Annotated in this window: 15 protein-coding genes, 1 other RNA gene and 1 pseudogene; 10 read left to right on the forward strand and 7 right to left on the reverse strand. The window is 65.5% G+C overall.

All coding sequences use genetic code 11. The annotated features are described in order from the left end of the window. Positions 1 to 41 precede the first annotated feature (41 nt). The 7 genes and pseudogenes from H7R73_RS11085 to H7R73_RS11115 form a co-directional block, all read right to left on the reverse strand. A pseudogene (locus tag H7R73_RS11085) lies at positions 42 to 2033 on the reverse strand (DUF748 domain-containing protein); the annotation flags it as partial. Between the two features lie 271 nt (positions 2034 to 2304). Further along, positions 2305 to 2718 carry a MerR family transcriptional regulator gene (locus H7R73_RS11090; protein WP_010674587.1) on the reverse strand — a complete coding sequence of 138 codons (414 nt, stop codon included), beginning with the start codon at positions 2716 to 2718 and terminating at the stop codon, positions 2305 to 2307. A 54-nt stretch (positions 2719 to 2772) separates the two neighbouring features. Further along, the gene (locus H7R73_RS11095) at positions 2773 to 3744 is read right to left on the reverse strand and encodes a hydroxymethylglutaryl-CoA lyase (RefSeq protein WP_182951711.1); all 972 of its coding nucleotides are present in this window, start codon (positions 3742 to 3744) and stop codon (positions 2773 to 2775) included. Then, the gene (locus tag H7R73_RS11100; protein ID WP_103260039.1) at positions 3741 to 5705 is read right to left on the reverse strand and encodes an acetyl/propionyl/methylcrotonyl-CoA carboxylase subunit alpha; all 1965 of its coding nucleotides are present in this window, start codon (positions 5703 to 5705) and stop codon (positions 3741 to 3743) included. The genes H7R73_RS11095 and H7R73_RS11100 overlap by 4 nt, the downstream gene beginning before the upstream one ends. Next, positions 5702 to 6550 (reverse strand): enoyl-CoA hydratase-related protein, encoded by an 849-nt coding sequence (locus tag H7R73_RS11105; protein ID WP_042878770.1) that lies wholly within the window; start codon positions 6548 to 6550, stop codon positions 5702 to 5704. Before H7R73_RS11105 ends, H7R73_RS11100 begins: the two co-directional genes overlap by 4 nt. A gap of 9 nt (positions 6551 to 6559) precedes the next feature. Further along, entirely contained in the window at positions 6560 to 8176 is a 1617-nt protein-coding gene (locus H7R73_RS11110; protein WP_182951712.1) for a carboxyl transferase domain-containing protein, read from the reverse strand. After that, positions 8173 to 9321, reverse strand: a complete 1149-nt coding sequence (locus H7R73_RS11115) for an isovaleryl-CoA dehydrogenase (RefSeq protein WP_103260041.1) — start codon at positions 9319 to 9321, stop codon at positions 8173 to 8175. The genes H7R73_RS11110 and H7R73_RS11115 overlap by 4 nt, the downstream gene beginning before the upstream one ends. A gap of 257 nt (positions 9322 to 9578) precedes the next feature. Here H7R73_RS11115 and H7R73_RS11120 point away from each other — a divergent pair, with 257 nt between their 5' ends. The 10 genes from H7R73_RS11120 (at position 9579) to H7R73_RS11165 (ending at position 20751) form a co-directional block, all read left to right on the forward strand. Beyond that, a complete protein-coding gene (locus tag H7R73_RS11120; protein WP_182951713.1) occupies positions 9579 to 11090 on the forward strand; it encodes a CoA-acylating methylmalonate-semialdehyde dehydrogenase in 1512 nt (503 codons plus the stop codon). Between the two features lie 82 nt (positions 11091 to 11172). Further along, entirely contained in the window at positions 11173 to 12330 is a 1158-nt protein-coding gene (locus tag H7R73_RS11125) for an acyl-CoA dehydrogenase family protein (protein ID WP_182951714.1), read from the forward strand. Positions 12331 to 12448: 118 nt separating this feature from the next. After that, entirely contained in the window at positions 12449 to 13240 is a 792-nt protein-coding gene (locus H7R73_RS11130; protein WP_010674596.1) for an enoyl-CoA hydratase, read from the forward strand. A 78-nt stretch (positions 13241 to 13318) separates the two neighbouring features. After that, positions 13319 to 14419 carry an enoyl-CoA hydratase/isomerase family protein gene (locus H7R73_RS11135; RefSeq protein ID WP_103261124.1) on the forward strand — a complete coding sequence of 367 codons (1101 nt, stop codon included), beginning with the start codon at positions 13319 to 13321 and terminating at the stop codon, positions 14417 to 14419. A gap of 40 nt (positions 14420 to 14459) precedes the next feature. After that, on the forward strand, positions 14460 to 15380 hold the full coding sequence (gene mmsB / locus H7R73_RS11140; RefSeq protein WP_103260044.1) for a 3-hydroxyisobutyrate dehydrogenase: 921 nt from the start codon (positions 14460 to 14462) through the stop codon (positions 15378 to 15380). 71 nt (positions 15381 to 15451) lie between these two features. Further along, positions 15452 to 16213 (forward strand): SDR family oxidoreductase, encoded by a 762-nt coding sequence (locus H7R73_RS11145; protein WP_103260045.1) that lies wholly within the window; start codon positions 15452 to 15454, stop codon positions 16211 to 16213. Between the two features lie 365 nt (positions 16214 to 16578). Beyond that, a complete protein-coding gene (arcD, locus tag H7R73_RS11150; RefSeq protein ID WP_103260046.1) occupies positions 16579 to 18015 on the forward strand; it encodes an arginine-ornithine antiporter in 1437 nt (478 codons plus the stop codon). A gap of 91 nt (positions 18016 to 18106) precedes the next feature. Then, complete coding sequence (locus H7R73_RS11155) at positions 18107 to 18895, forward strand: sulfite exporter TauE/SafE family protein (protein ID WP_042014760.1); 789 nt, start codon at positions 18107 to 18109, stop codon at positions 18893 to 18895. A 102-nt stretch (positions 18896 to 18997) separates the two neighbouring features. Further along, an RNA gene (gene ffs / locus H7R73_RS11160) (signal recognition particle sRNA small type) lies at positions 18998 to 19094 on the forward strand. A 637-nt stretch (positions 19095 to 19731) separates the two neighbouring features. Then, on the forward strand, positions 19732 to 20751 hold the full coding sequence (locus H7R73_RS11165) for an MBL fold metallo-hydrolase (protein WP_232092771.1): 1020 nt from the start codon (positions 19732 to 19734) through the stop codon (positions 20749 to 20751). Positions 20752 to 20795: the final 44 nt, after the last annotated feature.

A 20795-nucleotide genomic window follows, 5' to 3' on the forward strand; every position in this document is an offset into this window, starting at 1 on the left:
GTTAGAATGGATGTATTCCAACCCTAGAATGCAAATAGCCGATTGTTGAAGGCCACGGCCACATCCAGCACGGGATCCTCGATGAGCAGGTTGGCGCCCCCCCGGATGGTGACGGGGGCATAGCGGTCCACCTTGCCGTTGAAGGCGAGTTCGGAGCGTTGCCCCGGGGTGTTGCTGATGTGGCGGCTCTGGCCGTCGAGGGAGGCGATGTCCACCACGAACTCCGGGCTCAGGCTGCGATCGGCGAAGCGCAGGTTGCCCTGGGCGGTACGGATCTGATCGATGACGATGTGCGGAGCGGGGGCGCTCTCCTTGTCGTTCGCGGCGGGTTGCGGCAGCAGCAGTTGCTGCACGTTGGTGATCCCCTCTTCGTTGATCTCGATACGGGCATAGGGTTTGCTGAGCAGGATGTCGGCGATGCGCAGTTGCTGGCTCAGGCCATCATAGTGCAGGCCGCTCAGTTGCAGATTCTCTATCTGGAGCAAGCGCTGGTTGTCGGCCCGATCCAGCACGTTGAGCCCGGCGACCTCGAGTCCACCGCTTATCTCCAGCTTGCTGATGGCCCCCTGGCGGTCGGTGGCCAGGTCCAGCCTGGTGCGGCTGGCAAGCTCGCCGTCCCGCACGCTGATGCGCAGCAGATCCTGCAGGTAGGGTTGGGCCAGGGCCAGCGGCAGCCCCTGTTGGCGGATGGCGCCGTTCAGGGTGAAGGGGGTCAGCCCCAGGGTGCCGTCAAACGCCACCGTCGTCCTGGTGTCGAGGGCTGCGTTGAGGGTGAGGGGGCTGGGTTGGGCGGTCTGGCTGCCAAGGGGCCCCAGGGTGAGGGCGAGGGGGGAGATGGCCCGTTTCAGGGGCTTGCCGCTGGTGGCTTCGGTCAGGGTGAGGCTGCCCTGGTCGATGCGGGTCTGCTTGAGGGCCCATTGCCAGGGCTTGGCGGGGGTGGCCGGTTGTTTGCCCCCCTTGGGGGTCTTCTGGGGGATCAGCAGGTCCGCGAGATCCAGTTGTTGCTGGTGGTCGAGGGCGGCGGTGATGGCCGGGCTCTTGAGGATGGCGGCATCGAGCTCAAGGCGCTGCTTGTTGCCATCGATGCGGATCCCGGTCAGCGCCAACTGCTTGAAGCGGGCAAATTCCTCCCCCTTGTTGCGTGTGAGCTGCCAGTTGGCCAGGGTCAGCTTGCCCTTTGACAACTGCCAGTCCAGTCCCTGCTTGCCCTGGGTGAGGCGATAGGCGAGCTCGGCGCTGGCCTCCCCTTTGGCGAGGGTCGCCTTGAGATAGGGGGCCCAGAGGGGGGCGAAGGGGGCGATGGCCACCTTGCCAAGGCTGAGGTGGCCCTTGCCGGCACCGCTCATCATGTCGAATTCCCCTTCGGCCTTGAGGGGGCTCTTCTCGTTGACGGTAGCGCTCAGGCGATAGGGGTTGAGCACCCCCTCTGCGCTGGAAAAGCCGGGCAGGTGCAGGGCGAGCTTGTCCAGGGTGAGGGGCGGCACCCACCCCGGGCTGCTCTGCTTGCGGCTGTCCCGGTAGCTGAGCCGGCCCTGCTCGACGGACAGCTTGCCGATGGTCACCAGCACGGGCTCGGCGCTAGCTGGCGGTGTTTGCTCCGGCGCAGGGGCGAGCAGGGAGGCCAGTGCATCGGTCAAGTTGAAGCGTGCCTCCCCCTTGAGATCCTCGAGGCGCACCAGATCTGCCCTGGGGGCGGTCAGGGTGGCCTCTTCCAGTACCAGGGCGCGCTGCTGCCAGCTCGCTTTCAAGGCGGGAATGAGCTTCAGCTCTTCAAATGACACCAGTGCTTGCTGCTGGTCATCGAGCAGGGCGCTGGGCCCCAGCACGAGGGAGGGGGAGCGGATCCCCACCTCTATCTTGCCAAGGGAGAGGTGCAGACCGTAATGGGTGGCAAGCCAGCCGGGGAGATGGCGCTGGATGAGGGTCGGCGCCTGCCAGAGCAGGATGGTGATGCCGATGAGCAGGAGCGCGAGAAGATAGAGGGCATAGCGCAGCAGACGAGCGGGCAGAGGCTTGAGCATGATGGTCTCCATTTGATGCGCATATGGTAGCAATTAATCGTGCCCGGTTCATGGGAAGGACTCATGAGGTGCGCCGCACTCTGACCGGGCTGGGGAATTATTGTGCGACCAAGGCCGGATTTTCCCCGTTTGCTCCACCTCGCCACTTGCCCAAACCGCCCACTCTGTCCGGCATGCCATGACGGGCGATGGGGGGAACAAGGGGGTTGCCGGGTCAGGGCCTGCCACTGCGGATATCCACTGGAAAACCGGGATACCGGGGGCGAGATACCCCCAGAGTCTGTCAATCTCCGTCGGTTTTCAAGCCGCCGAGGGAGTGGATGCAGCGCTGCTCGGCGGCATCGAGCTCGGCCATCACCATCTGGATATCCTCCAGCTGCTGGCGCAGGGAGTGGCGTCTGGCCTCGATGAGCTGGATCATGGAGTGAAGCTGCATCCGGCTGGAGCGGTCGGTGTCGTACATGTCGAACAGCTCGCGGATCTCCGCCAGGCTGAACCCGAGGCGCTTGCCGCGCAGGGTCAATTTCAGGCGGATCCTGTCCTTGTGGCTGTAGATGCGGGTCTGCCCCTCCCGGGTCGGGGTGATGAGCCCCTCGTCCTCGTAATAGCGGATGGTGCGGGGGGTGATGTCGAACTCCTGGGCCAGCTCCGAGATGCTGTAGGTCCTCTCCTTGCCACTGGCGTGTCTGGCTCTCATGGTGCGCCCTCCTGATGAGCTGGCGGGGTCCTGGCACAGCAGCAAGGGCTGGGTTCATGATGCATGATGGCCTCCCGGGGTGCGCTGCTCGCGCTCTTGTGCGAGGCGCCGTCCCCTCCCGTGCAGGGCCTGGCCGACCCGGGAGCCGTTGGGGCGCCCCAGCAGCTCGCTCACCCACTGGCCGGTGGCGGCCAGCTGGTCGAGATCGACCCCTGTGCTCATGCCAAGGCCGTGCAGCAGATAGACCACCTCTTCCGACGCCACATTGCCGGAGGCGCCGGGGGCATAGGGGCAGCCGCCGAGCCCGGCCACCGAGCAGTCGATTGTGCGAATGCCGCGCTCCAGCGCCGGCAGCAGGTTGGCCAGCCCCTGGCCGTAGGTGTCGTGAAAATGAACAGCAAGCCGGCCCGCCGGGATCTCGTGCAGTACCGCATCCAGCATGGGAGCCACGGTGCCCGGGGTGCCGACGCCGATGGTGTCGCCGAGGGATATCTCATGGCAGCCCAGATCCAGCAGTCGCTCGGCCATGACGGCGACCCGCTTGGGGCGGGTCGGGCCATCGAACGGGCAGGCGATGACGGTGGAGAGGTAGCCGCGCACCTTGATGCCGAGGCTGCGCGCCTCCTGCACCAGGGGGGCAAAGCGCACCAGGGACTCCTCCACGCTGATGCCGATGTTGGCCCGGGTGAAGCCGTCCGAGCAGGCGGTGAAGAGGCCTATCTCGTCGGCGCGTGCGGCGATGGCGGCCTGCAGACCCTGCAGATTGGGCACCAGGGCGCCATAGCGGGTCGGCCCCCTGCGCGGCAGGGCGTTGAAGAGTGCGGCGGAATCCGCCATCTGCGGCACCTTTTTGGGCGACACGAAGGCCCCCACCTCGATGCGCTGCAACCCGCTCTCGGCCAGGCGGGCGATGAGCGCCAGCCGCTGCGCCAGGGAGAGGGTGGCGGTCTCATTTTGCAGGCCGTCCCGCGGCCCCATCTCCACCAGGCTGACCTTGTCGTCCCGGCTCTCGTGCGTGTGGCTCATGAGCGCTCCTCCTGCGCGGTATGGTCCTCGGCAAAGCGCACCAGCACGGCGCCCTGGCTCACCTGTTCCCCCTGGCGGCACTGCAGGGCCTCAATCACCCCGTCCCGGTCGGCCTTGAGGACGTGCTCCATCTTCATCGCCTCCAGCACCAGAAGGGGTTGCCCCTTGCTGACCGGCTGGCCGGCCTCGACCTGCAACGCCACCACGATGCCGTGCATGGGGGCCAGGATGCCCGGGACATGGCTCGTGTCGTGATCATGGTGGAGCTGATGATGCTGATCATCGAGCGAGAAGCGGATGCGTCTGCCCGCCAGGTGCAGCAAATAGGCACCCTCGCCGAGGGGCTGCACCGGATAGCGCTGCCAATGTCCACCCTGGCACAGGCGGATCTGATCTGACCCGAGTTCGAACGGGATCTGCTCGCTCTGCCAGAGCAGGGCGCCTCCTCGCTCGGCGAGGGTGAGAGTGCGGGTCTCCTCGCCGATGCGCACCGTGGCGCAAAAGCGGCGGGTGGGGCCCAGCCGAAAGCCTGCGGCCTGCTGCCAGGGGGAGGCATCGCGCTCGCAAGTGGCGAGCCAGAGGGTGGCGAGGGGCCAGGCGAGCGCCGGGACGGGCAAGGTGTCGGTGGGAATGGGCCACTGGGTGTGGTGGCGCATCGCCAGCACCTCTGGCGCTTCGCACAGGCGTTGCAGGAGCGGGCCGTTGTGCACCAAGGGGCCGAGTTCCAGTGTCGCCAGGGCATCGGCCAGGGTGGCAAAGGCCTCGCTGCGGCTCGGTGCGTGGGCGACGAGCTTGGCGATCATGGGGTCGTAATAGGGGCTCACCTCATCGCCGGCGGTGACGCCGGTGTCGATGCGCACCCCCTTGGGCCAGGTGAGCCAGTGGATGGGGCCGCTCGCGGGCAGAAAACCGGTGGCCACGTCCTCGGCGTAGAGGCGCGCCTCCACCGCGTGGCCACGCAGCACCACCTGCTCCTGGGTGAGGGGCAGCGGTTTGCCCTCGGCCACCGCCAACTGCCAGGCCACCAGATCCTGGCCGGTGATGGCTTCGGTAACCGGGTGCTCCACCTGCAACCGAGTGTTCATCTCCATGAAGAAGAACTCCTCCTTGCAGAGCAGAAACTCGATGGTGCCGGCCCCCCGATAGGCGATGGCCTTGGCCGCCGCCACGGCCGCCTCGCCCATGGCGCTGCGCAGGGCAGGGGAGATGTCGGGGGCGGGGGCCTCTTCGATCATCTTCTGGTGGCGGCGCTGCAACGAGCAGTCCCTGTCCCCCAGATAGATGGCGTTGCCGAGGGCATCGGCAAAGACCTGCACCTCCACGTGACGGGCGCGGGGGAGATAGCGCTCCAGCAGCACATGGTCGTCGCCAAAGGCGGCACTCGCCTCCCGCTTGACTGCCGCGAGGGCCGCGTCAAAGTCGGCCAGCTGATCGACCCGGCGCATCCCCTTGCCACCGCCGCCACTGGCCGCCTTGATAAGGAGCGGGAAGCCCACCTGGCTCGCCTGATCGCGCAAAAAGCCGGGGTGCTGATCCGCGCCGTGATAACCGGGCAGCACGGGGACGCCGGCTGCCTGCATCAGCCCTTTGGCCCCCGACTTGTCCCCCATGGCGAGGATGGCGGCGCCGCTTGGGCCGACAAAGCGCACGCCCCGCTGCTCGCAGGCGGTGGCAAAGTCGCTGTTCTCGGAGAGGAAACCGTAGCCCGGGTGGATGGCGTCGGCATTCGCCTCTTTGGCAATCTTGAGCACCTTGCCGGTGTCGAGGTAGCTCTCCCGGGCGGGGGCCGGCCCCAGATGCCAGGCCTCGTCGGCTTCGCGCACGTGCATGGCGCGGGCGTCGGCGTCGGAGTAGAGGGCGATGGTGTGAATGCCGAGGCGTCGTGCTGTCTTGATGATGCGCACGGCGATTTCACCGCGATTGGCGATCAGCAGGCGCTTGATGGGAGTGTGATGGGTCATGCTTCGTCCTTGAAACGGGGGCGCCAGGTGGGGGGGCGTTTGTCGAAGAAGGCCTGGATCCCCTCCTGGGCCTCGAGACCGACCCGTACCCGGGCGATGGTCTCGACGGTCTGCTCTTCGTGCTGGTGGCCTGGGCGCCCTTCGAGGGCGGCCAGCAGCCGCTTGGTCTCCTTCATCGCCTGGGGGCCGTTGCGACACAACCGCAGGGCCATGGCGCGTCCCTCCGCCAGCAACTGATCAGGCTGGCTGAGCCTGTGCACCACGTTGAGTCGGCAGGCGGTGATGGCATCGAAAGGCTCTGCGCTCAGCATGTAGCGGCGGGCCTGGCGCATCCCCATGGCGCGCACCACGTAGGGGCTGATCACCGCAGGCACCAGTCCCAGGGTCACCTCGGAGAGGCAGAAGCGGGCATTTTCGCTGGCCAGCACGATGTCGCAGGCGCAGACAAGACCTAAGGCTCCGCCGTAGGCGGCCCCCTGCACCAGGGCTACCGTGGGGAAGGGCAGCTCGTCCAGTGCCTGCATCAGGTGGGCCAGCACCCGGGCGTCCTCGCGATTCTTGTCAAAGGCGCGGGGGTCGAACGCCTCCCCTGCCATCTTGCGCATCCACTCGAGATCGGCGCCCGCGCAAAAATGCGGCCCCTCGGCGCGCAGCAGCAGCACGTGGGGGCGGTCGGCCAGCGGCTGGCCGTGGGCCAGCTCGTCGAGACAGTCGAGCAGCCCCTGCATCAGGTCGGCATCAAGGGCGTTGTGGCGGGCCGGGCGGGCGAGCACCAGCTCGATCACCGGGCCGTGGCGCTCCAGGCGAAAATGGGCAAGGGGATCGTTGAAGAGCGGGTCTGACATATGAACTCCTTACATCCGGAAGATGCCGTACTGCCCGGGGCCCGGCTCGGCCCCCTGGCAGGCCGCCAGCGCCAGGGCCAGCACGGTGCGGCTCTGGGCCGGGTCGATGACGCCGTCATCCCACAGGCGAGCACTGGCGTAATAGGGGTGACCCTGGCGCTCGTACTGCGCGATCACCGGGGCGCGAATGGCGGCCGCCTCCGGCTCGCCCAGAGTCTTGCCCTCGGCGGCCAGCTTGTCCCGGCGCACCTGTACCAGCACCCCGGCCGCCTGCTCGCCCCCCATGACGGAGATGCGGCTGTTGGGCCAGCTGAAGAGAAAATCCGGTTCATAGGCGCGCCCGCACATGCCGTAGTTGCCGGCACCGAAGCTGCCGCCGACGATCAGGGTGATCTTGGGCACCCGGCTGCAGGCCACGGCGGTCACCAGCTTGGCGCCGTGCTTGGCGATCCCCTCTTTCTCCGCCGTACTCCCCACCATAAAGCCGGTGATGTTTTGCAGAAACAGCAGCGGGATCCCCCGCTGGTTGCAGAGCTGGATGAAGTGGGCTCCCTTCTGGGCGCTGTCGCTGTGCAGCACGCCGTTGTTGGCGAGGATCCCCACCTGCATGCCCTCAATGCGGGAAAAACCCGTCACCAGGGTAGTGCCGAACAACGCCTTGAATTCGTCAAACACAGAGCCATCCACCAGTCGGGCGATCAATTCTCGTGCGTCATAGGGGCGCTTGAGACTGGTGCCCACCAGGCCGTAGAGCTCCTCGATGGGGTAGTGCGGCTCATCATAGGAGGGAGCGGATGGGGCGGGTGACGCCGCCGTCTGGTTGTCCCCCAGGTTGCTTACCAGGGTGCGGGCGATGGCCAGGGCATGGGCATCGTCCCGGGCCATGTGATCCGCCACCCCGGAGTGGACGCAGTGCACCTCGGCGCCGCCCAAGGCTTCTGCGCTGATCTCCTCGCCGGTGGCGGCCTTGACCAGGGGCGGGCCCGCCAGAAAGAGGGTGGCCTGCTCCCTGACCATGATGGACTCGTCCGCCATGGCGGGCACGTAGGCACCCCCGGCGGTACAGAGCCCCATCACCACCGCCAGCTGGGGGATGCTCTGGGCCGACATGCGAGCCTGGTTGTAGAAGATGCGGCCAAAATGCTCCCGGTCGGGGAACACCTCGTCCTGCATGGGCAGGAAGGCACCGCCGGAATCCACCAGATAGAGGCATGGGAGGCGCAGTCGCTCGGCAATGGCCTGGGCGCGCAGGTGCTTTTTCACCGTGAGGGGGTAGTAGGTGCCGCCCTTCACGGTGGCGTCATTCACCACCAGCATGCACAGGCGTCCCGAGACCCGGCCGATGCCGGTGATGAGGCCGGCGGCGGGCACCGGTTCGTCATAGACCTGCCAGCCCGCCAGCGCCGAGAGCTCGAGAAAGGGGGAGCCCGGGTCCAGCAGCTGGTCGATGCGCTCCCGGGGCAGCAGTTTGCCGCGGGCCTGATGGCGGGCGTTGTTGGCCGCGCCCCCGCCCTGGGCTATCTCCTCCAGGCGGGTATTCAGATCGTCGACCAGTGCCTGCATGGCGGCCCGATTGGCCTCATAGTCGGGGCTCGCGGTGTCGAGACGGGAATGGATCCTGCTCATGCGTTATCCCCCATCAGCTCGCGGCCGATGAGCCAGCGGCGGATCTCCGAGGTGCCGGCGCCTATCTCGTAGAGTTTGGCGTCCCGCAGCAGGCGGCCGGTGGGGTATTCGTTGATGTAGCCGTTGCCGCCGAGCAGCTGGATGGCATCGAGTGCCATCTGGGTGGCGTTCTCGGCGGCAAACAGGATGGCGGCGGCGCAATCCTTGCGGCTGGTGCGGCCCTGATCGCAGGCGCTCGCCACCGAGTAGACCAGCGCCCGGCTGCTGGCGAGGCGGGTATACATGTCGGCGAGCTTGCCCTGCACCAGCTGGAACTCGCCGATGGCCTGACCGAACTGCTTGCGCTCACGCACATAGGGGAGCACCACGTCCATGCAGGCCTGCATGATGCCAAGGGGCCCGGCCGCCAGCACCACCCGCTCGTAGTCCAGACCGCTCATCAACACCTTGACCCCGCCGTGCAGGGGGCCCAGCAGGTTCTCCTGCGGCACCCGGCAGTTGTCGAACACCAGCTCGCAGGTACTGGAGCCGCGCATGCCGAGCTTGTCGAGCTTCTGGGCGGTGGAAAAACCGGGAGTTCCCGCCTCGACGATAAAGGCGGAAATACCTTTGGGCCCTGCAGCGGCATCGGTCTTGGCATAGATGACGAAGGTGTCGGCATCGGGCCCGTTTGTGATCCACATCTTGTTGCCGTTCAGCACGAAGTGATCCCCCTCGCGCACCGCGGTGAGGCGCATGCTCACCACGTCGGAGCCAGCACCCGGCTCGCTCATGGCCAGCGCCCCCACGTGTTTGCCGCTGACCAGATCAGGCAGGTATCTCGCCTTCTGATCAGGGGTGCCGTGGCGGTGGATCTGGTTGATGCAGAGATTGGAGTGGGCGCCGTAGGAGAGGCCGACCGAGGCGCTGGCGCGGCTCACCTGCTCCATCACCAGCACATGGGCCAGATAGCCGAGGTTCACCCCGTCATATTCCTCCGCCACCGTGATGCCGTGCAGCCCCAGCTCCCCCATGCGGGGCCAGAGATCCCGGGGGAAAGCGTTGCTCTGATCGATCTCGCTGGCGCGCGGTGCGATCACTTTCTGGCAGAAAGCCTCGACCTGTTCGGTCAGGGCCTGGAGGGTTTCATCCATCAGGGCATGCATCCGTGCTCTCCTTGGTGCAGTGGACTGCCGATTTCCCCTGCCATCAGGGTGATGACTGGTCAGTCCATTCGTGATTCAAGTTTACGTTAGCGTAAACGTAAATGAGTTGTTAGTCTAAGGTAAATTCGATGGCAGCCCGCCGCAAGGGGCTACCCGGGCAGAGGAGCGCAAGGAGTGAACAGGATGTGCAACAGCAACATGGATGTGGCCGGCCTGCAGTGGCCTGCCATCGCCTGCCAACGGGCTAGGAGGGGGGCATGAGCCAGCATCACACCCAGTACGGGGATCTGCCGCTCTACATCGGTGGCGAGGCGTGTCCGTCCGCAAGCGACGAGTGGATAGAGGTGACCGACCCGGCGGACCAGCATCTGCTGGCGCGGGTGCCGAAAGCTACCTCTGCGGAAATTGAGCTGGCGGTGCGCACCGCCCACGACGCCTACCTGCAGTGGCGGGAGGTGCCTCCCTCCGAGCGGGCTCGGGTGATGTTCAACTACCAGCATCTGTTGAAAGTGCATCACGACGAGCTGGCGACCCTGCTGGCCCAGGAAACCGGCAAGAACCTGGCAGATGCCAAGGGGGATGTGTGGCGCGGCATCGAGGTGGTGGAGCAGGCCTGCGGTATTGCCAGCCAGACCCTGGGGGAGACCATGGGTAACGTGGCGCGCAGGGTCGACGGCCACTCCTGGGTGCAGCCCCTCGGGGTCTGCGTCGGCATCACGCCGTTCAACTTTCCGGCCATGATCCCGCTCTGGATGTTCCCGCTGGCGGTGGCCTGCGGCAACGGCTTTGTGCTCAAGCCCTCCGAGCAGGATCCTCTCACCCCCATGCGCCTGGCCGAGCTGTTTACCGAGGCGGGGGCCCCCAGGGGCATTCTGTCGGTGGTGCACGGCGGCGCCGAGCAGGTGGATGCGCTGCTGGCCCATCCCGATGTCAAGGCAGTCAGTTTCGTGGGCTCGGCCCGGGTCGGTGGCCACGTCTATCGCAGCGCCACGTCGCAACTCAAGCGGGCCCAGTGTTTTGTCGGCGCCAAGAATCACATGGTGATCATGCCGGATGCCAACAAGGCGCAGGTGCTGAGCAACCTGGTGGGAGCCGGAGTCGGCGCCGCCGGTCAGCGCTGCATGGCCATCAGCGTGGCGGTGTTCGTGGGGAGCTCCAGGGAGTGGATCCCCGAGCTCGCCGCCGAGTTCGCCAAGGTGAAACCCGGCGTCTGGCACGATCCTGAGGCGGCTTATGGCCCCCTCATCAGCCCGGAGGCGAAAGTCAGGGTGGAGGGGCTTATCGAGGCGGGGATTGCCGAGGGAGCCGAGTGCCTGCTTGACGGCCGTTTTTGCGACGTCCCCGGCTACCCGGTGGGCAACTGGGTGGGGCTGACCCTGTTTCGCGGGGTGACCCCCGAGATGCGCATCTACAAGGAGGAGATCTTCGGGCCCGTGCTGGCCTGCCTCGAGGTGGGGAGCCTGGATGAGGCGCTTGCCCTCATCAACGCCAACCCCTATGGCAACGGCACCTCTCTCTTCACCGGCTGTGGCGCCGCCGCCCGCAAGTTCCGCCACGAGGTGGCGGTGGGCCAGGTGGGGATCAACGTGCCCATCCCGGTGCCGCTGCCGTTCTTCTCCTTCACCGGCTGGCGTGGCTCCTTCTACGGGGATCTGCATGCCTACGGCAAGCAGGCGGTGCGTTTTTACACCGAGACCAAGACGGTGACGGAGCGCTGGTTCGACGAAGACATTCCCAGCGGCCCCAATATGACCATCCAGCTGCGCTGACGGCAGGAGTTGCCCACTTTGCCGGGGCGCCCCCATTGACAGCAACGGATCGACGGAACAAGTACATAAGGAAGCGAACAAGATGGATTTTACCCTGACCGAATCCCAACGGGCCTGTGTCGAGTCGGCCGGCGCCTTCGCCGATTTGGCGCTCAAACCCCATGCCGCACGCTGGGACAGGGAGCACGAGTTCCCCATCCCCACCATCAAGCAGGCGGCTGCGCTGGGCCTGTGCGGCCTCTATACCCCGGAGCAGTATGACGGCCTGGGCCTGAGCCGGCTCGATGCCAGCCTCATCTTCGAGCGCCTCGCCATGGGCTGCACCTCCACCACCGCCTATCTCACCATCCACAACATGGTGAGCTGGATGCTGGGCAGCTGGCTGCCTGCCGAGGTGGCCGCGGAGTGGGTACCCAGGCTCGCCAGCGGCGAACTGCTGGGCTCCTACTGCCTCACCGAGCCGGGGGCGGGCTCCGACGCTGCGGCCCTCAAGACCCGCGCCGTGCGCGATGGCGCGGATTACCTCCTCGACGGCAGCAAGGTGTTCATCTCGGGCGCTGGCAGCACAGACGTGCTGGTGGTGATGGCCCGCACCGGTGGTGAGGGGGCCAAGGGGATCTCCGCCTTCATGGTACCGGCCCAGACCCCCGGCGTGAGCTACGGCAAGGCGGAGGAGAAGATGGGCTGGAACAGCCAGCCGACCCGGGAGGTGAACTTCAACGCCGTGCGCATTCCCGCTCGCTTCCGGTTGGGGGAGGAGGGGGAAGGGTTCAGGTTCGCCATGCAGGCGCTCGATGGGGGGCGCATCAACATCGCCAGCTGTTCGCTGGGCACTGCCCAGCAGGCTCTCAATGATGCCCTGGCCCATGTGCAGCAGCGCCAGCAATTTGGACACCCGATCAGCGAATTCCAGAGCGTGCAGTTTCGCCTGGCCGACATGGCCACCGAGCTCGCGGCCGCCCGCCTGCTGGTGCGCCAGGCGGCCGCCAAACTCGATGAGGGCAGCCCGGACAAAAGTGCCTGGTGCGCCATGGCCAAGCGTTTTGCCACCGACGTGGGGCACCGCATCTGCGACGACGCCCTGCAACTCTTTGGCGGCTATGGTTATATCCGCGAGTATCCGCTTGAGCGCTATCTGCGCGATACCCGGGTGCACCGCATTCTGGAAGGGACGAATGAAGTGATGCGGCTCATCATCGCCCGCCGCCTGCTGGCCGACCCCGGCCTGTCGCTGGAGTAGCGGGAGTAGCCTGCCCTGAGGACGCAGTCGGCGCGTCCTCAGGCTTTGTGAGCCAGGTGCAGGTTGGCTCCATTCAACCCTGTCATCATGGGGCAGTTTTTTTGACAAGGACAACGCAATGACAAGGATCAGGCTCGAATATCACGGCCACGTGGCCTACATCACCCTCGATCACCCACCCGCCAACACCTGGACGCTCGCCAGCCTGAAAGCCTTCTTGCAGATGATGGTGGAGCTGGATGGTCGCCCCGACGTGGTAGCCCTGGTGATCCGCGGTGCCGGAGAGAAATTCTTCTGCGCCGGCGCCGATCTCAAGATGTTCGCCGACGGCAGCCTGGCGCATGCCCGCGAGGTGGCCGAGGCCTTTGGTCACGCCTTCGAGGCGCTGGCCCGCTTTCACGGGGTCAGCATCGCCGCCATCAACGGCTATGCCATGGGAGGGGGGCTCGAAGTCGCGCTGGCCTGCGACATCCGCATCGCCGAGCAGCAGGCCAAGCTGGGGTTGCCGGAGGCCTCGGTGGGGCTCCTGCCCTGTGCCGGCGGCACCCAGCGCCTCACCGAGCTGGTGGGGCCGGGCTGGGCCAAGCGGATGATCCTCTGCGGCGAGAAGGTGAGCGCCACCCTGGCCTACGAGATGGGGCTGGTGGAGGAGGTGGTGACCGAGGGGCACGCCTGGGAGGCGGCGCAGCAGATGGCCCAGCTGGTGGAGCGCCAGAGCCCGAGCGCCCTGCGTGCCTGCAAACAGCTCATCAATCAGGGGCGAAGCACCCACAGGGACGCGGCGCTGCCACTCGAGCGCAGCCTCTTTCTCGCCCTGTTTGACGATGCCAACCAGCGCGAAGGGGTGGCGGCCTTCCTGGAGAAGCGGGCCCCGCGCTGGCGTTACGACCAATCCAAACCGAAAGAGTGAGGGAGTGAAGGATGAATGAGGTAATGATGGCGACCCGCCATGTCGCAGGGGCAGATACCCGGTCTGCGGGGGCTGCCCATGAGTGAGCCCGTGCGCATCGAGACCCGCCCCACGGCGGATGGCCGCCACATCGGCATGCTGACTCTGGACAGCCCCGCCTCCCTCAACGCCCTGAGCCTTGAGATGATCCAGTTGTTGCAGGGGGCGTTGACCCGCTGGGAGCAGGATCCGGCCATCGTCTGCGTGCTGCTGCAGGGGGCCGGCGAGAAGGCATTCTGCGCCGGTGGTGACATCCGCTCCTTTTATTACCGCAAGCAGGAGGCGAACCACTCTGAGTTGTTCGGCTATGCCCGCGACTTCTTCCTGCAGGAGTACCGGCTCGATCATCACATCCACTGCTACGGCAAGCCCCTTGTCTGCGTGGCGGACGGCATCTGCATGGGGGGCGGCATAGGCCTCTTTGCCGGGGCCGCTTTTCGGGTGGTGACGGAGAAGAGTCTGTTCGCCATGCCGGAGGTGACCATAGGCCTCTATCCGGACGTGGGGGCCAGCTGGTTTTTGAGCCGGATGCCGGGGCGGCTCGGACTCTGGCTTGGCCTCACCGGTGCCCGCTTCAACGGGGCGGATGCCATCGGCCTGGGGCTCGCGGATCATGCCATGGGGAGCCGCGAGCGGGTGGAACTGCCGATGCGCCTCGCCGCCCTCGACTGGTCTGCAGGCGACCCCTGCGAGCAGATCGAGGTGCTGCTCACCGATTTGCAGGAGGCCCCTGGTCAGGCATTGCCGCCTCCCGTACTGCTGCCCCACCAGGAACGCATCGATGCGCTGTTGGCCGGCCGCTCCCTGCAAAGGGTGCTGGCACGCCTCGAGGACGCCGAGCTGGACGAACCGGGGCTGGCTCAGGGGCGGGAGACCTGCCTTCGCGGCAGCCCCATCAGCCGTGCCATCCTCTGGCGCCAGTTCTGGCAGGCACGGCGCCAGTCCCTGGCCGAGGTGTTCGCCGACGAGTTGGCCCTCTCGGTCAACTGCGTACTCAAAGGGGATTTTGTGGAAGGGGTACGGGCCCTGCTCATCGACAAGGACAAATCACCCCGCTGGCAGGCCCCGCAGGCAGGGGAGGCCTGGCTGGATGCCTTCTATCGCTGGCCCGAGGGGGACAACCCCTTGCGCCCCCGCTGACGCGGGATCACACACAAGGAGCACACACAAGGAGCACACCATGACAAGGATTGGGTTTATCGGGCTTGGCAACATGGGGGGCCCCATGGCCGCCAACCTGGCCAGGGCGGGGCACAGGGTGCAGGTGTTTGATCTGGTGCCCGAGAGCCTGACCCGCGCCATCGAGGCCGGCTGCATTGCCGCCGGGAATGCCCGGGAAGCGGTGAGCGGCTGCGAGCTGGTGATCAGCATGCTGCCGGCGGGGGAGCACGTGCGCAGCCTCTGGCTGGGGGAGAGTGTCGGTGAGCGGGGCGGCCAGGATCTGCTGGCGGCCCTGTCGCCCGGTGCCCTGGTCATCGACTGCTCCACCATAGACGTGGCCTCGGCCCGTCAGGTGGGGGCGGCGGCGCAGGCGCGCGGCATCCGTTTTCTCGATGCCCCCGTCTCGGGGGGGGTGGCCGGCGCGGCGGCGGGCACGCTCACCTTCATCGTCGGTGGCGAACAAGTGGATTTTGAAGCGGCCAGACCCGTGCTCGCCTGCATGGGGCAGAACCTGTTTCACGCCGGGGCCCTCGGCGCTGGCCAGATCGCCAAGATGTGCAACAACATGCTGCTCGCCATCCACATGGCCGGCACCGCGGAAGCGCTGGCGCTCGGGGTCAAGGAGGGGCTGGATCCGGGGGTGCTCTCCACCATCATGGGCAAGAGTTCGGGCAACAATTGGAGTCTCGAGCGCTACAACCCCTGGCCCGGGGTGATGGAAAACGTACCGGCGTCGCGCAACTATCAGGGGGGCTTCATGACCCGGTTGATGGTCAAAGACCTAGGGCTCGCCATGGCCCTGGCCGAGCATGCCCACAGCGCCGTGCCGATGGGGGCACTGGCCCGCAACCTCTTCAACCTGCACGTGAGCCAGGGCCAGGAGAACAAGGATTTCTCCAGCATCCTCGAACTCTATCTGGACAAGACAGCGCTGGGTTAAGGGCCGCTATCTACCTTTTTACCCGATAGTCTTTGACTCGACAGTCACCAGCCATCTCACCAGGAGCATTTATGGATATCACACGGAAAGTCATCGCGATCACGGGGGCGGGCAGGGGGCTCGGGCGCGCCATCGCCCTGAGTCTGGCGGAGCAGGGGGCGCAACTTGCGCTCATCGACGTCAACCGCACCGATCTGGAGGTGACCGAGGCGGAAGTGCGCAGCCGTGATGGCCAGTGCGCCCTGTTCGTCTGCAACGTGGCAAGCGAGCCGGAGGTCGAGGCGACCTTCGCCGCCATCAAGGATCAGTTCGATGCCCTGCACGGTCTCGTCAACTGTGCCGGCATCCTGCGCGACGGCATGCTGATCAAGGTGAAGGAGGGGGCACTGACGGAGAAGATGAGCCTGGCCCAGTGGCAGAGCGTCATCGACGTCAACCTCACCGGCACTTTCCTGTGCGGGCGCGAGGGGGCGGCGCTGATGGCCACCGGCGGGGAGGGGGGCGTCATCATCAACATCTCCTCCATCGCCCGGGCCGGCAACATCGGCCAGAGCAACTATGCCGCCAGCAAGGCGGGGGTGGCCTCGCTGGTGGTCACCTGGGGGAAGGAGCTGGCCCGTCACGGCATCCGGGTGATGGGCATCGCCCCCGGCGTCTTTGCCACCGACATGACGGCGGCGATGAAGCCCGAAGCCATGGCCCGCATGCAACAGGCCATCCCGGTGGGCACCCTGGGGCAGGCGGCGCAGCTGGCCCAGACGGTGCAGTTCATCCTTGCCAACGACTATCTGTCGGGGCGGATGATCGAGCTGGACGGCGGCTTGAGGCTCTAGTCCCCCCTGCATATACCCTCTCTGACGCCCCTCCAGCAGGGGCGTTTTTGCAGGGGAAAGGCCCCAGTGCAAGGGTGCATAGCCATGCAGGTCCGGCTTTTGAAAAGCGGGGCGGCATCATGAAAAGTCGTGAAATATCAACGGGTCTTTCTTAATTTGAACCAGCTCACAGGCACCCCGGGTCAGTGCTGTAAAATTGCGCGCGGTCAAGGCGGCTCATGATTGACGGCAAGAGGGATTGCGGCCGGAATAGTCATGCAATATAGTTGCCGCCTTTTTCACGGGGTACGGATTTTTAGCCCCTCCCATGTCGCGCGCTGTATGAATACGGATGCTCAGCCGCCGCCTAATAAAACAGGTTTGAGATGGACAAGAAACTGGGGCTGGGTGCCCTCATTTCGCTGGTGATCGGCTCCATGGTCGGTGCCGGGGTTTTCAGTCTGCCGCAAAACATCGCAGCGCACGCCAGTGCCGGGGCCGTCGCCCTGGGATGGGCCATCACGGGGATCGGCATGATCTGCCTCGCCCTGGTCTACCAGAATCTCTCCATGCGTCGACCGGATCTCGATGGCGGCATCTTCAGCTACGCCAAAGCCGGGTTCGGGGATTTCGTCGGCTTCAACGCCGCCTGGGGTTACTGGCTGTGCCAGCTGCTGGCCAACGTCTCCTACGCCATCGTGGTGTTCAGTGCCCTGAGCTACTTCTTCGACACGCCGGACAATGTCATCTTCGGTGACGGCAATACCCCGGTCGCCATCACGCTCGCTTCCCTGCTCATCTGGTCGGTGCATGCCCTGGTGCTGCGCGGCATCCAGGTGGCGGCGCTGGTGAATATCGTCACCACCATCGCCAAGATGGTGCCCCTCATCGTCTTCTGCGTAGCCATCCTGCTCGCTTTCAACATCGAGACCTTCACCCTGGATCTCTGGGGGCAGGGGAGTCCCGAGCTCGGCTCCGTGATGGATCAGGTCAAGTCCACCATGAAGGTGACCCTCTGGGTCTTCATCGGCATCGAGGGGGCTGTGGTGGTCTCCGCCCGTGCCCGCCATCGCAAGGACGTGGGCCGCGCCACCGTGCTGGCGCTGCTCGGCGCCCTGGCGCTCTACGTCATGGTGACCCTGTTCTCCCTGGGGGTCATGAACCAGCCGCAACTGGCGGCCCTCAAGAACCCCTCCACCGCCATGATCCTGGAAGCCGTGGTCGGCCCCTGGGGCGCCTGGCTCATCAACATCGGCCTGGTGATCTCGGTGATGGGGGCCCTGCTGAGCTGGACCGTGCTGGCGGCGGAAGTGCCCTACATCGCGGGCAAGACCGGGGTCTTCCCGGCCTGGTTCGCCAAGGAGAACAAGAATGGCTCCCCCAAGGTGTCGCTCTGGTGCTCCACCTGCCTGGTGCAGATCTTCCTCATCATCATCTACTTCCAGAACAGCACCTATCTGGCGTTAGTGAACATCGCCACCTCGGCTGCCCTGGTGCCCTATGTCTTCTCCGGTGCTTACGGCCTCAAGCTGGCGTTGAAAGGGGAGACCTACGCGGGCCAGCCCCATCAGCGCAAGCGCGACCTGCTGCTGGCCCTGGTGGCCACCGTCTATGGCTGCTGGCTGGTCTATGCCGCCGGGGTGGAGTACCTCTTGCTGGTGGCGCTGCTCTACAGCCCGGGGATCTTCATCTACTGGAAGGCGCGCCAGCACCACGGCCTGCGCAGCCTCAATCGGCTGGAGCAGGGGATGACGGCAGCCCTGCTCGGCTGCGCCGTGCTGGCGTTCTACAAGGTGATGGACGGTACCATTCCCCTGCATTAATCGGCACAATAAAGAGATGGCAAGATGCCATCTCTTTTTTATGGATAATGGCGGTCAAGTTGACCGCTGTTTCGTTATTGAAGGAATGTTTATGCTGTTTGTGGGCTATCTGGTGTTGGGGGCCTTCGCGGGCATGCTGGCCGGGCTGTTCGGTATCGGCGGCGGCCTCATCATCGTCCCCGTGCTGGTCCTGAGTTTTCACGCACAGGGCGTGGCGCCGGAGATCATCACCCATCTGGCCCTCGGCACCTCGTTGCCCACCATGATCTTCACCGGTTTCAGCTCCCTGCGTGCGCACCAGGAGGCAGGAGCGGTGGACTGGGGGATGATTCGGCGCCTGGGCGCCGGCATGCTGGTCGGTGCCTGGCTCGGCGGCATGACCGCCAACCTGCTGAGCGCCAGCACCCTCAACATCATCATCGGCTGCTTCGCCTGGACCATGGCCCTGCAGATGGGGCTCAATTTGAGGCCAAAAGCGGAGCGACACATGCCGGGCCCCCTTGGTACCGGGATCGCGGGTACCGTCATCGGCTGGATGTCGGCCTTGTTCGGCATCGGTGGCGGCTCGCTGACCGTGCCTTACCTTACCTGGAATTCGGTGCCCATGCGCAACGCCGTGGCCGCCTCCGCCGCCTGCAGCATGCCCATCGCCCTGGCAGGCAGCCTCAGCTACCTCTATGCGGGTTGGGGAGACGCCGATCTGCCCGAGTGGAGCGTCGGATTCATCTATCTGCCGGCCCTGCTTGGCATCGTGCTCACCAGCACCCAGTTTGCCCGTCTGGGCGCCAGACTGGCACACAGAATGTCACCCCGGCGGCTCAAGCAGGCCTTTGCCCTGCTCATGTTGCTGGTGGGTGCCAAATTCATGCTCTTTAGCTGAACCCTTGGCCAGATTGTTGAAAAATAAGGCGAACAGCTCGCGCTGCGGCAGAAAGCCGTTGCATTGAGGGGCCAGTTTGCCTATTCTCCTCGCCGGTGGTCCTATTGGTCCTCTCGCATTGATAACCCGTCGACCTGGTCAGGACCGGAAGGTAGCAGCCAAGGCGGGGGACTCGAGTGCCGGGATGTGGCTGGTAGGGCCACCACTTGTTTCTGCAATTCAATAAGTTACAGCTAATAGCCCCCCTTCAGACCTCTTGGTAATCCACTTTGTGTGGATGAATCAGGAGTATTCAAAGTGAATTTTCAGCTCTCTTCACATGCTATTTGCTCTACCGCAAGGTGAGCCTGTGCCCCATGGGCGTTTATCCGGCTTCAGACCGCGCCTGGCTCAAACGTCCTCACTGTCCCCTTGAGATCATGCTTTCCCTCAGTCACCTCCCGTGGCCTCTATGGCCCAGCCATCTTCTGACTTTAAGCACTGCAAGCTCTTGCAATACGCCATCCGGCGCCTCCTTTTGTTGGCGCCGGCAGAGCAGGTGAGGCCATGCGCTTGACGCGACACCATGCCGGGGTCACGCGGCAACGCGAACCCCTCTGGTGGCGGGAGCCCGGGCAGGCTATCTTGCCGTTACCGGAGATGTCGGGAACCGGTTTCATACCGTGCGATTCTCCCGTTCTGTTTTATGGAAGGTGCGGCCCCGTGCAGGGGCTGCTCTCGACTCACCAGAGACCAAGCTGACAGGCGTGGCATGAATGCAGACCCCGCCAGCCTCTTTTTGCGCCCCTGAGGGGCGTCGTTTTCTGTGGTTGCTCAAAGGAGCCCTGATGATTGGCATGATCGCATCTCTACTCAAACCGGGCCTGCCCGAACACCCGGACTCCTCGCAATATCAGGGGGGGCGGTTCAACAATGCCGTGACACCCGAGGCGCGAAGCCTCTGGGAAGGGGCCAGGCTCTGGTGGGACTTTCTGTTTGCCAAGCCTGAGGGCACGGTGCCGGATCGCGCCATTCCGGTACAGGTCATGACCCGGGAGGGGCTCATCGCGGCGCCGGACAACAGCGTGTGGCGCCTCGGCCACTCCACTCTGCTGCTGAAGTTGCAGGGTACGTTCTGGCTGACGGATCCCGTGTTCAGCGAGCGGGCCTCGCCGGTGCAGTGGTTCGGCCCCAAGCGCTGGCATCAACCGCCCATCACCATGGAGGCGCTGCCCCCCATCGAGGGGGTGATCCTCTCCCATGATCACTACGACCATCTCGATCACGGGGCAATACTGGCGCTGCAGGAGAAGGTCGGCCACTTCATCACGCCCCTCGGGGTGGGGGCGCGCCTCATGGCCTGGGGGATTGCGAAGGAGAAGATCCGCGAACTGGACTGGTGGCAGCAGACCCGGGTGGGCGGTGTCACCCTGGTAGCGACCCCGGCCCAGCATTTCTCCGGCCGTGGCCTCGGGGACGGCAACCAGACCCTCTGGGCCTCCTGGGTCATTCGCGGCGAGGGGGTCAACCTCTTCTTCAGCGGTGACAGCGGCTACTTCGACGGTTTCAAGGAGATTGGCAGGCGCTACGGTCCGTTCGACGTGACCTTCCTCGAGACCGGGGCCTACGACAAGCGCTGGGAGCTGGTGCACATGCTCCCGGCGCAGACGGCGCAGGCGTTTCACGATCTCGGGGGGAAATGGCTCTATCCGGTGCACAACGGCACCTTCGATCTGGCCATGCACCGCTGGAACGACCCGCTTGAGCAGATTGCCCGACTGGCTGCCGAGCAACAGATCCCCCTGACCACGCCTGTCATGGGGGAGCCTCTGGAGGTGCTGAGCCCCCATGAGGGTAGCCCCTGGTGGCGCGATTGACCTGAGTGCCTTCCAAAGACGGTGTCACCCCTCAAAGGGGCGTG

The sequence above is a fragment of the Aeromonas sp. WP2-W18-CRE-05 genome, from assembly GCF_014168615.1.
Taxonomy (GTDB): Bacteria; Pseudomonadota; Gammaproteobacteria; order Enterobacterales; family Aeromonadaceae; genus Aeromonas; species Aeromonas caviae.

Excerpts from the sequence above, each read along its gene's own strand:
- H7R73_RS11090 (WP_010674587.1), bottom strand. The coding sequence starts at position 2,718 with ATGAGAGCCAGACACGCCAGTGGCAAGGAGAGGACCTACAGCATCTCG.
- H7R73_RS11095 (WP_182951711.1), bottom strand. The coding sequence starts at position 3,744 with ATGAGCCACACGCACGAGAGCCGGGACGACAAGGTCAGCCTGGTGGAG.
- H7R73_RS11100 (WP_103260039.1), bottom strand. The coding sequence starts at position 5,705 with ATGACCCATCACACTCCCATCAAGCGCCTGCTGATCGCCAATCGCGGT.
- H7R73_RS11105 (WP_042878770.1), bottom strand. The coding sequence starts at position 6,550 with ATGTCAGACCCGCTCTTCAACGATCCCCTTGCCCATTTTCGCCTGGAG.
- H7R73_RS11110 (WP_182951712.1), bottom strand. The coding sequence starts at position 8,176 with ATGAGCAGGATCCATTCCCGTCTCGACACCGCGAGCCCCGACTATGAG.
- H7R73_RS11115 (WP_103260041.1), bottom strand. The coding sequence starts at position 9,321 with ATGCATGCCCTGATGGATGAAACCCTCCAGGCCCTGACCGAACAGGTC.
- H7R73_RS11120 (WP_182951713.1), top strand. The coding sequence starts at position 9,579 with ATGAGCCAGCATCACACCCAGTACGGGGATCTGCCGCTCTACATCGGT.
- H7R73_RS11125 (WP_182951714.1), top strand. The coding sequence starts at position 11,173 with ATGGATTTTACCCTGACCGAATCCCAACGGGCCTGTGTCGAGTCGGCC.
- H7R73_RS11130 (WP_010674596.1), top strand. The coding sequence starts at position 12,449 with ATGACAAGGATCAGGCTCGAATATCACGGCCACGTGGCCTACATCACC.
- H7R73_RS11135 (WP_103261124.1), top strand. The coding sequence starts at position 13,319 with ATGAGTGAGCCCGTGCGCATCGAGACCCGCCCCACGGCGGATGGCCGC.
- mmsB (WP_103260044.1), top strand. The coding sequence starts at position 14,460 with ATGACAAGGATTGGGTTTATCGGGCTTGGCAACATGGGGGGCCCCATG.
- H7R73_RS11145 (WP_103260045.1), top strand. The coding sequence starts at position 15,452 with ATGGATATCACACGGAAAGTCATCGCGATCACGGGGGCGGGCAGGGGG.
- arcD (WP_103260046.1), top strand. The coding sequence starts at position 16,579 with ATGGACAAGAAACTGGGGCTGGGTGCCCTCATTTCGCTGGTGATCGGC.
- H7R73_RS11155 (WP_042014760.1), top strand. The coding sequence starts at position 18,107 with ATGCTGTTTGTGGGCTATCTGGTGTTGGGGGCCTTCGCGGGCATGCTG.
- H7R73_RS11165 (WP_232092771.1), top strand. The coding sequence starts at position 19,732 with ATGATCGCATCTCTACTCAAACCGGGCCTGCCCGAACACCCGGACTCC.